The 10,161-nt window shown below is 38.3% G+C and carries 9 protein-coding genes; 7 read left to right on the top strand and 2 right to left on the bottom strand.

Annotated elements, in window-relative coordinates; translation table 11 throughout:
• The first annotated feature begins 123 nt into the window (after positions 1-123).
• The 4 genes from E7Z78_RS09655 to E7Z78_RS09640 all read left to right on the top strand — a co-directional run bounded on the left by E7Z78_RS09655 (position 124) and on the right by E7Z78_RS09640 (position 5,159).
• Positions 124-1,191, top strand: coding sequence for a UPF0104 family protein (locus E7Z78_RS09655; protein ID WP_303724971.1), 1,068 nt, complete (start codon positions 124-126; stop codon positions 1,189-1,191).
• Between the two features lie 4 nt (positions 1,192-1,195).
• Positions 1,196-2,260 (top strand): acyltransferase, encoded by a 1,065-nt coding sequence (locus tag E7Z78_RS09650; protein ID WP_303724970.1) that lies wholly within the window; start codon positions 1,196-1,198, stop codon positions 2,258-2,260.
• A 112-nt stretch (positions 2,261-2,372) separates the two neighbouring features.
• Positions 2,373-3,257, top strand: a complete 885-nt coding sequence (gene fhcD, locus E7Z78_RS09645) for a formylmethanofuran--tetrahydromethanopterin N-formyltransferase (protein WP_303724969.1) — start codon at positions 2,373-2,375, stop codon at positions 3,255-3,257.
• A gap of 84 nt (positions 3,258-3,341) precedes the next feature.
• Positions 3,342-5,159 carry an Ig-like domain-containing protein gene (locus E7Z78_RS09640; protein WP_303724968.1) on the top strand — a complete coding sequence of 606 codons (1,818 nt, stop codon included), beginning with the start codon at positions 3,342-3,344 and terminating at the stop codon, positions 5,157-5,159.
• Here E7Z78_RS09640 and E7Z78_RS09635 read toward each other — a convergent pair.
• Entirely contained in the window at positions 5,143-6,282 is a 1,140-nt protein-coding gene (locus E7Z78_RS09635; protein WP_303724967.1) for an NAD-binding protein, read from the bottom strand. The two genes, E7Z78_RS09640 and E7Z78_RS09635, sit on opposite strands and share 17 nt — an antisense overlap.
• Before the next feature lie 71 nt (positions 6,283-6,353).
• Here E7Z78_RS09635 and E7Z78_RS09630 point away from each other — a divergent pair, with 71 nt between their 5' ends.
• Positions 6,354-7,895 (top strand): NAD(P)H-hydrate dehydratase, encoded by a 1,542-nt coding sequence (locus E7Z78_RS09630; protein ID WP_303724966.1) that lies wholly within the window; start codon positions 6,354-6,356, stop codon positions 7,893-7,895.
• Positions 7,882-8,595 carry a DNA/RNA nuclease SfsA gene (gene sfsA / locus E7Z78_RS09625; RefSeq protein WP_303724965.1) on the top strand — a complete coding sequence of 238 codons (714 nt, stop codon included), beginning with the start codon at positions 7,882-7,884 and terminating at the stop codon, positions 8,593-8,595. The genes E7Z78_RS09630 and sfsA overlap by 14 nt, the downstream gene beginning before the upstream one ends.
• Here sfsA and E7Z78_RS09620 read toward each other — a convergent pair.
• On the bottom strand, positions 8,542-9,270 hold the full coding sequence (locus E7Z78_RS09620) for an NAD-dependent protein deacylase (RefSeq protein WP_303724964.1): 729 nt from the start codon (positions 9,268-9,270) through the stop codon (positions 8,542-8,544). The genes sfsA and E7Z78_RS09620 overlap by 54 nt on opposite strands.
• A gap of 94 nt (positions 9,271-9,364) precedes the next feature.
• Here E7Z78_RS09620 and E7Z78_RS09615 point away from each other — a divergent pair.
• Positions 9,365-10,161: DEAD/DEAH box helicase family protein (locus E7Z78_RS09615; protein ID WP_303724963.1), on the top strand; the 797-nt coding region annotated here is incomplete at its 3' end.

Genomic DNA, 10,161 nt, shown 5'->3' with positions numbered 1-10,161 from the left:
AGCATTCCTGAGTTTCTTGCTATAACTCTCAAGTCAGTTTTTGTAATATACCTCATTATTGTAATAATTTGAATAAAATTCTATATAAATTTATAAGTAACCAATTCAATAATAATATACACTATGGACCGCAAAACATTATTTTTCTTAGGGATAAGCTTACTCATTTTAGCCGTAATGCTATGGTTTGTCGGTATAGAAGAGGTAATAAGCGCTTTAAAGATAGCCAATATAGGAATTATAGTCCTTGCAATCATTACTCAGATTGTAACATACTTCTTGTATACTTTAAGATGGCAAATCCTGAATAAACTTGCAAATATGGATGTAGGCATTGGCGAATTGCTTCCGATGGTGCTTGTTGGACTTGCAGTTAACAACATCACTCCATCAGGGCGTGGTGGAGGAGAACCTGTAAGGGCTTATATTCTCTCCAAGCAAAACGATTATCCTATGGAAGAGACATTCGCAACAGTAGTTGCCGATAGGGCATTGGACACTTTCCCATTTGTTGTTTTGGCAGCATTGACAATAGGTGCAATGGCATTCTCTTTTAAGTTTGATTTATGGTTGCTTATCATTATGGTTTTGGCGGTAATTGCCATTGTAGCAATATTGATTGTTCTCATTTACATGTGCATCAATCCTAACTTCGGTAAAAGGGTTGACGGCTGGATTATAGGTCTTGTAAGAAGATTCTACAAGAAAAATTCAGAGGGTCTTGAGGAAAAGATTCACGATGCAATATTCGGATTCCAGGACACCATGAAATTGCTGATTTCAAACAAGAAGGTTTTATCATACACAATACCTTTATCCTTTTTAATATGGGTTTTTGAGATTATCAGAGTATACTTGGTATTTTTAGCCTTCGGAGCACAAGTGGACTTGGTTGTAATCGGTGAAGTGTTCATTGTGGCTTCACTTGTCGGTATGATTCCTCTTCTTCCTGGAGGCCTTGGAGCTGTCGACGGTATGATGATCTTATTCTATTCCGCAGCGGGAATCTCAGCATCAATCAGTGCGGCAGCCACAGTCATTGAAAGGCTGATATCCTTCTGGATGGCAACAATATTAGGTTTAGTGATCTTGCCTCACTACGGTTCATCACTTCTTGACAAGATATCATTCTCCTCATCTCCTGATGAAATAGAGGAGACTCTGAGTGATGATTTAAAGGATGACGGGTAATTCTATGAGCAGCAATAAAAGAATCTTTTATTTTGATGCCTTAAGGGCATTGGCGATTCTCTGTGTGGTGCTGCTCCATGTAACCGGCCATCTTGGAGAGATAATGAACTATAATGTTCATACTATTTTTTCTTTAAGCGGAATTTTTGAGACATTTGCAAATAATTTTTTCAGAATTGGCGTTCCCTTGTTTTTAATGCTTTCAGGAGCCCTGCTTTTAGGTCGTGACTGGGACGTTAAGGGATTTTTTAAAAAGCGTATTCCTCGTATTGCAATACCATTTGTTTTCTGGTCACTGGTATTTACCATAATGCTTGTTTTGGCATCATACTTCATTTCAAGCGTTAACTTTGTCACCCAATTCGGAATAGGGGACATCCTGCAGGTATTCGTGGACACACTAATCTGCAAGGCACCGGGATCTGCCGTTTACTGGTTCTTCTGGATGATGCTTGGAATGTATATTCTCATGCCAATATTCAACAGGGGGATTAATAATTCTGATTTGAGGAAAGTGGAAGCTTTTCTAGCAATCTGGACTGTCTACATTATCATGACACATTCATTAATGCTTCCAATTCCTGAATATGTCTCATTTTTCATAAGTCCAATAGGATTTGTTGTTCTGGGTTACTATTTAAGGCATAGCGAGAGGGGAATTTTCAACAGCCCGATTTCTGCTGCAATTCTTATAATCGCTCCATCAGTCCTCATGCTTGTCTATTCATATGCTGTTGTTGACTCAAGCATACTGTTCGTGTTCCACAGGTATTCTCTTCCTGTGATGGTGCTTGCAGTTGGAACATTCTGCCTGTTCAAGTCAAGTTCCCGCCTGAACGGCATTTCAGATTTGCCTAAGAAAATCATATCCTCAATTGCACTTTGCAGTTACGGAATGTATCTGATTCACAGCCAGATTATAATGGTTGTTCGCAAGATTTTACATATCTCATTCGGCTTTGTTGGAGATTATGTGGTGCTCTTTGCAGTTGGTTTTGTTTTATCATGGATAATAATTTATGTCTTGTCAAAAATGCCTGTTTTAGATGAGCTTATCGGTGTAAAATAATTTTTAATCAATTTTATATGGCCATTAAAATAGAAAACTTTATTTTAATTTATAATCATAAATTTAATTATCACAAAAAATTTAATTTTTTTAAAAAAATTTTGGTGAAAATATGGAAATTAATGGCGTAAAAATACAAGATACCTTTGCTGAAGGTTTTGGAATTCAAGTATCTAGATTAATTATTACTGCAGCTACTAAACATTTAGCTAAAATCGCTGCTACTGAAGCTACCGGATTTGCTACTTCAGTTATTGGATGCCCTGCAGAAGCAGGTATTGACCAATATGTTCCTCCAACTGAATCTCCAGATGGAAGACCAGGTTATGCAATAATGATTTGTCACATGTCCAAAAAAGCTTTAGGCGGACAAATCATGGACAGAATCGGACAATGTGTTTTAACTGCTCCTACCGCAGCAGCATTCAACGCTTTAGAAAGTGAAGACTCATTCCCAACCGGAAAACAACTCAAGTTCTTCGGTGACGGATTTGAAACTGAAAAAGATGTAAACGGCAAAAAAATGCACGTTATTCCTATCATGTCTGGTGAATTCTTAGTGGAAGATGAAATGGGATGCAAAAGCGGAGTAGCTGGTGGAAACTTCTTCATTATGGCTGACAGTCAAATGGCTTCCATTGTTGCTGCTGAAGCTGCTGTTGATGCTATTCACGCTGTTCCTGGTGTAATCACTCCTTTCTCAGGTGGTATGGTTGCTTCCGGTTCAAAAACTGGATCTAAATACTCCTTCATGAGTGCATCCACCAACGAAAAAGAATGTGTAACCTTAAAAGACCAAGTGGAAACTGAATTACCTGAAAACGTATTCGGAAACATGGAAATCGTTATTGACGGTGTTGACGAAGAATCCGTTAAAGCTGCTATGAAAGCAGGTATCGAAGCTGCTTGCCAAGTACCTGGTGTTATCGAAATCGGTGCTGGTAACTACGGCGGAAGTTTAGGACCTTTCCAAATCCACTTACAAGAATTATTCTAGAGAGAAATTTAATTTCTCTACTTTTTTTACTTTTTTTCTGATTTAAAACTGTTATGCTGTTTTTTTAATATAGGTGCTTAAAACATGATTAAAAACAGATTTATTGTATTGTTAATATTCGTTATATTTTTAGTTGGCCTCAGTGTTGTTTCCGCTAATGAAAATATAACTGATGTTAGTGATGTGATTAACGATGATGAGGTTATCCTAGAAGATGCCGAAAGTCTCAATCAGGACTCTTCAGATGACCTAATCAATGATTCTCAGGCAAATCTCAAGACAAATTCGAAAATAGAAACCCATGATGTAACCGGTTACTATAAGGATAATCTTGAATTTGTCAGCTATCTGAAGGATGGCAATAATCAACCAATTTCAAACAAGAAGGTATCTATTCTAATAAACAGTAAAAGTTATGACAAGACAACAGACGCTACAGGAAAAATAGTCCTGAAAATTAACCTGAAACCTGGAAGCTATACAACAACAGTCAAGTTTGACGGTGATGAAAACTACACTTCAAGTGTGGCAAAGGCCATCGTAAAGGTAAACAAGGCCTCATTATCCATTCAAACCAAAAACTTCAAGACTTATTTTGAGTCAGGATTCTATTTTAAGGCAAAAGTAATCAATAAGATTACAAAAAATTCCGTCAAGAATATTAAGGTTGCTTTCAAGGTTTATCACAATAACAAATATAAAGTATATTATGCAACCACCGATGCAAACGGCGTTGCCCATCTAAAGAAGAATTTCAGGGCGGGTTCATACAAGGTGGTTGTCAATGTTAAGGACAACAATGTTAAAGTTAAGAAATCCAAGGCTGCAATGACCATCAAGGAGACTGCAGAAACAGGATGTTCCTCTTTGTATGTTCAAGTTAACAAGTATAAGGCAGTTATAGGCTTTAGAAGGGATGCAACCAACACTAAAACCATTCATATTGTTAAAGATAAGTTGAATGGGGTGCCTGTAATAAAGCAATACAAGAAAAACAGCTATTTCTTCCATATAATAGTTGCTGCCAACGGATGGATGGCAGGAACCGGAGGTGCTGATAACCCAACAATAAACCATGCAATTGAAAAGCTTGTAGGCAAAATGTTCAAGGCAGGCAAGATTAAAAAATCCTATTTGAAGAAAATCCAAGGATATGAAAGGCAATTGGGTATTGGTCACTTTTCAATAAAAGCTCCAAACGGAAAATATGCTTTAGTATGGTCAAGCGGCATTAAATGGGGCAAATTGAAACCTGGACAATACATTGACGTTCCAAACGCAAGATCAATGTTCAGGCATGGTGCATGGGATAAGTTCAGCAAGGACCCTGCAAAGGCCGCAATAAAGATTGCTGCCACAGACAAATTTGGTGTCAACAGAAGGGATGCAACAGCATTCCTTTGGAAAGCCACAACAATTGATGGTAAAACCACTGCCAAACTTAAGGCTTATGGAGCTAATGACAATGGAAAGTTGGCCGGAAGAAGCACAGGCCATTTAAGGGATGACATCTACTTCAAGGGAACATTCTTCTCTAAAAACAACCTTCCTAAAACTCCATCAAAGCTATTGCTTGGGGTTCATAATTTCGGAAGCATTGATAAGATGATCAAGACACAAACAACTGTCAAGGCTCCAAAATTAACCAAACTGCTTAACGAATCTAAAAAATTTACTATAACCGTTAAGAATAAGAAAACCAAAAAGCCAGTCAAGAAACTTAAATTGAAGCTGAAAATTAAAAATAAGGTTTATACAGTTAAGACTAATTCAAAAGGAGTTGCCAGCTTCAATCCAAAGGCTTTGAATATTGGCAGTTATAATGTTTTAATATATTCAGGCAATATCAAATATTATGTTTCATCAAAAAGTACAATTAAAATTGTTAATTGTACTTCTTAATCTCTTTTTTTGTTATTTCACTAATTTCCTTATTGGTCAAATCGATTCCGATAATCTCCTCAATTTCTTCCAATTCTTTCAATACCTTGTCGAATGAAGACTGGTCAGGGCCTGATATTAGGTGTGAATGAATATTGTTGACATTTTTGTAAAGATTTGTCAGTGCTTCCTTCTGGTCATCATGGGTGCTTAGGTAATTGACATATTTTTGACCGTCTGAGATATTCATTGTTTTGATTTGGCGAGTGAATGGTGTTTCTATTCCTGGAAGATGATATTCTATGTTTTCCAATGTGCATCCATTTTTCGCTATTACCTTAAATTCATCAAGAATTTCATCGGGATCATGTCTTACTGTGACTTTCAAAAGATGAGGTCTTGAGGATTCATAGTACAGTCCCTCTCCGCCAATTATTTCAGGGGATACTATTTTGTTGGCACCTGCCTTCTTGAGTCTCTTCACGTTTTCCAGTTTACTTGCCCTTGTCACAATCCATGCATCGGGATTTGTTTCGCGTATGGTCATCACGATAAACAGGTTGTTGACGTCATCCCCGGTACATATGATGACGCTTCTGCATTTTTCACCAGCCAATTTTGCAACCAAATCATCCTCGATTGCATCTTCATTTAGGACTACAACATTTTCACTTTCTTCAATTGACTCGCAGGTGTCCTCATCTTTATCGATAACGATTACATTCTGGTTTCTTTGGGTTAGCTCGTCAAAAACCACCTTTCCAACTCTTCCAAAACCGCAAATGATATAATAATCTTCCATTACTTCGATAGCTTTCAATTTTTTCGCCCCTTTTGAATATTCTGTCATTTTTTCTTGGACATTTGTTAAAATAATGTTAAATACATAAGCAAGCAGTGCAACGCCTCCAAGTGCAAGTGTTGTCGCAAACATTTTCTGAATTCCAGTGGTCGGTATGTAATCACCGTATCCCACGGTTGCCATGGTAATCACGGAATAATAGATTGCATTGATAAAATCCAAATGCATAATGTACATTGAACCTATAATCCCATAAATAAAAAGGAGGATGATTATTATTAAACCGCTGCTGATGTATTTTGCAGGTAATCTTGTTATGATTCTGAATGTTATTTTTCGCATATGATTTTTCCTTAATTTAAGATAATTATATGTATATTTGCAACTAATATTTTAATTTAAAGGTGATTTTTTTGGACCCTATTGATATGATGGTGACTGATAGTAATTGTGAATATTTGGGATTGTCAAGGCTTTGCCTGATGGAATCAGCAGGTAAATCCCTTGCAGAAGAAGTTGGTAAAATTGCGGTTTACACTTTCTCAAAACCTGTTAAAGTGGTTATTTTCACAGGTTCAGGGGGAAATGGCGGTGATGGATTTGTTGCGGCAAGATACTTGCTCAACAGAGGATATGATGTTGACATTTACATGTTGAAGGATAACATTCGATCCCCATACTCAAAAACAAATCTTGAAATTCTCAATAACATGAAACCAAGGCTTTCACGCTTGAACATTTACAATCTAAAGACACTGGAAGATATTGACAACAGTGAAGTTGCTAAAAGTCCAGATTCAGAATTTGTTATTGTCGATGGGCTTTTAGGCACTGGAATTAAAGGAAATCTTCAAACCAATATCAAAAGGGCAATTGAAATAATCAACGAATCAAATGGGGTCAAGATAAGCGTTGACGTGCCGTCAGGAATGGATCCTCTAACAGGTGATGTAAGCGACATTGCAGTTGTCCCGGACTACACCATAAGCTTTCATAAAATCAAGACTGGCGTAAGAAACGCTGAAGAGGAAGTTGTCGGAGGATTGGTGACAGCAGATATCGGAATTCCATTTGAAGCAGAGTACTTCGTTAATTACGGTGACTTTTTAAGGCTTAAGAATCGTGATTTATCATCTCATAAGGGCAACAATGGCAGATTATTGATTGTTGGGGGTTCCAAGGATTATTCCGGAGCACCGGCCATTGCAGGCATGGCTGCAATCGGTGCAGGAGCAGACCTTGTTTATGTTGCAAGTCCTCAAAAATCCGCCGAGGCCATCAAGTCATCATCTCCTGATTTGATTGTCAAATCTCTTGAAGGGGATAAATTATCCTTAAGCCATTCTCAGGAGATTTTGGAGCTTGCCGATAATGTTGATGCAGTATTGATTGGACCGGGTTCAGGAATTGATGAGGACACTTCAAAACTCTTCAATGTTCTGGTTACAAAAATCAAAAAACCTATTGTTTTGGATGCAGATGCTCTAAAGCAGGTGGAATTGGCATTGATTAAGAATCGTGACGATATCATACTGACTCCACATATATTCGAGTTCAAGTCATTTTTCAAGGTAAATGAGGATTTAAAATTGGATATTGACTCATATAACTTTAATCACGTTGATGAAAACATCACGGAATTCCAGAAAATCACACGTCAAATCAAGGGAACAGTCATTGTCAAGGGACAATATGACTTGATACTGTCAGGAACCAAATTCAGAATCAACAAATCAGGCAATCCTGGAATGACCGTTGGAGGAACCGGTGATGCTCTTGCAGGAATAACTGCAGGACTGTTGGCACAAAAGTTAAACACTTTCGATTCCGCATGTCTTGGAGTGTTCATCAATGGCCTTGCGGGAGATGAGGCCTACAATGTTAAGGGAAACGGATTTTCCGCAACAGATCTGGTTTCGTATATCGGTGGCGTGATGAAAGATGGATTACGTTAAGGGCATATTCAAGAACCGTCCGAACAGGTTCATTGCAGAAGTGGAAGTTGACGGCAATCTTGAAATTGCGCATGTTCCAAACACCGGCAGATGCAAGGAACTGCTGGTTGATGATGCAGTGGTTTGGCTTAAACCGTCAGACAATCCCAACCGCAAAACCAAGTTTTCACTTCACTTTGTCGAGAACAAGGGAGTGCTGGTGTCACTTTACTCTCAGCAAGCCAACAGTATAGTATATGATGCAATCATAAATGACAAGATAAAAGAGCTTTCCTGCTATGATTATCATCAAAGGGAAAAGACAGTTGATGACTCTCGAATAGATATATACTTGGCTAATGAAAATGAGGAATGTTATGTTGAAGTGAAGGGGGTGACACTGATAGTCGACGGTGAGGCAAGGTTTCCAGATGCTCCAACAGAACGTGGAGCCAAACACCTGAAGGAACTTATAAAGCTAAAAAAAGATGGAAACCGCTGTGCAGTATTTTTCCTAATCCAGCATCCAGCAGGTAAATTCTTCAGGCCTAACTGGCAAAACGATCCAAAATTCAGCCAAACACTAAACGAGGCATACGATGAAGGAGTGGAAATACTTGTCTACAGGTGTGATAACCAACTGTCCGGTATTGAACTGATTCCTCAATCACTTGACTTCGATTTGGGAAAGAGTCTCTCCGATGGCATCATTGATGACTAAACTGGCAATGTCATCATAAGGTGTCTCACTTTTATTTATCAACACGAGATTATCACCATTGAAGTAATTTATTAGTCCCGCTGCAGGATAAACGACAAGGGAAGTTCCGCCTATTATTAATGTGTCTGCATTTTGAATGTAATCTATCGCAAAGCTTAACACCGCATTGTTCAGTGGCTCCTCATAGAGTACAACATCAGGCTTGACGATTCCGCCACATTCACATCTTGGAATCCCATCACTTTCTAAGATATGTTCCAACGGATACTCCTTATTGCATATCTGGCAGTAGTTTCTGTGTATGCTTCCATGAAGCTCCATGACTTCCCTGCTTCCGGCCTTTTGGTGAAGTCCGTCAATGTTTTGGGTAATGACAGCCCTTAATTTTCCCGCCTTTTCAAGTTCAGCCAGTTTCAAGTGTGCAGGGTTTGGTTTGGCATCCTTAAAGACAAGGGTGTCCTTATAGTATTCAAAGAATTCCTCGGTATGGTCTAAATAGTAACTGTGTGAAATCAGGTTTTCAGGAGTGTCACCATATTTCTTCAAACTTTTAAAAATTCCGCTTTCAGACCGGAAATCAGGTATTCCGCTTTCTGTTGAAACTCCTGCCCCTCCAAAAAATACAATGTTGGATGAAGAGTCGATAATATCTTGCAATTGTTGAATTTTAGACATGATATTATCTATATCATTCAATGATATTAATATATAAATAATTTCCCAATATACATATTATTAAGTTGTTAGTAAATTTGGTGAGGATTTTTTCATGCAGAGCAATAATTCAAACCTGGATTGGATGATTCATTGGTCACTTCCAAAATACAATCCCCGAAGCGGTCAAATCGTTTTGATAAATAAGATTAACAATGCAATTGGCCAGGGATATAAGAATATAATATTGGAAGCCGGAACAGGTACCGGTAAGTCAGCCATTGCCACAACTCTCGCCAATATGTATGAGGATTCCTATATCCTGACAATGACCAAGCAGCTCCAGCAACAGTACATGGATGATTTCAGCTCAATGCTTGTTGAAATCAAGGGTCGTGGAAACTACAAATGCAACTATAAGGGTAGCTGCGACTTCTGCATCAAGGCAGAGTACAACCTTTCAAAATGCAGTGACTGCGAGTATCTAACTGCCTTGAACAAGGCAAAGGAATCCGAGAACGTGCTCACCAACTATGATTATTTTTATTATGCGGTTGTCTCAAACAGTGTCCTGAACTCTCGTGAACTCCTGATTCTTGATGAGGCACATAACCTGGAACGTAAGATGCTTGCATTGTCATCCAGTGACTTGAACAGGGAATACATTGCCACCAAATTCGGTATTGATGTATTCGAACCGGTCAGGTATGGGACAAAATCAATAAATTACCTTAAAAGAAAACCCGACTACTGGATGGAGCTGTGTGATGATTTGATTGCAAAATGTGTGGAAAACATTAATGAGATTGAAGGCGAGCGCAAGAATGATGTTCAGGTCACTCTGGATGAGTTTGAAAGCGACCCTGAAAAATTCTCCAATTTCAACTATGTGGAAAAGCAGCAGCTTGAGGC

Origin of the sequence: Methanobrevibacter thaueri (assembly GCF_015062915.1) — an archaeon.
GTDB lineage: Archaea > Methanobacteriota > Methanobacteria > Methanobacteriales > Methanobacteriaceae > Methanocatella > Methanocatella thaueri_B.
The sequence above is the reverse complement of the archived record's forward strand: the minus strand, read 5'-3'. Positions and strand labels throughout refer to the sequence as shown.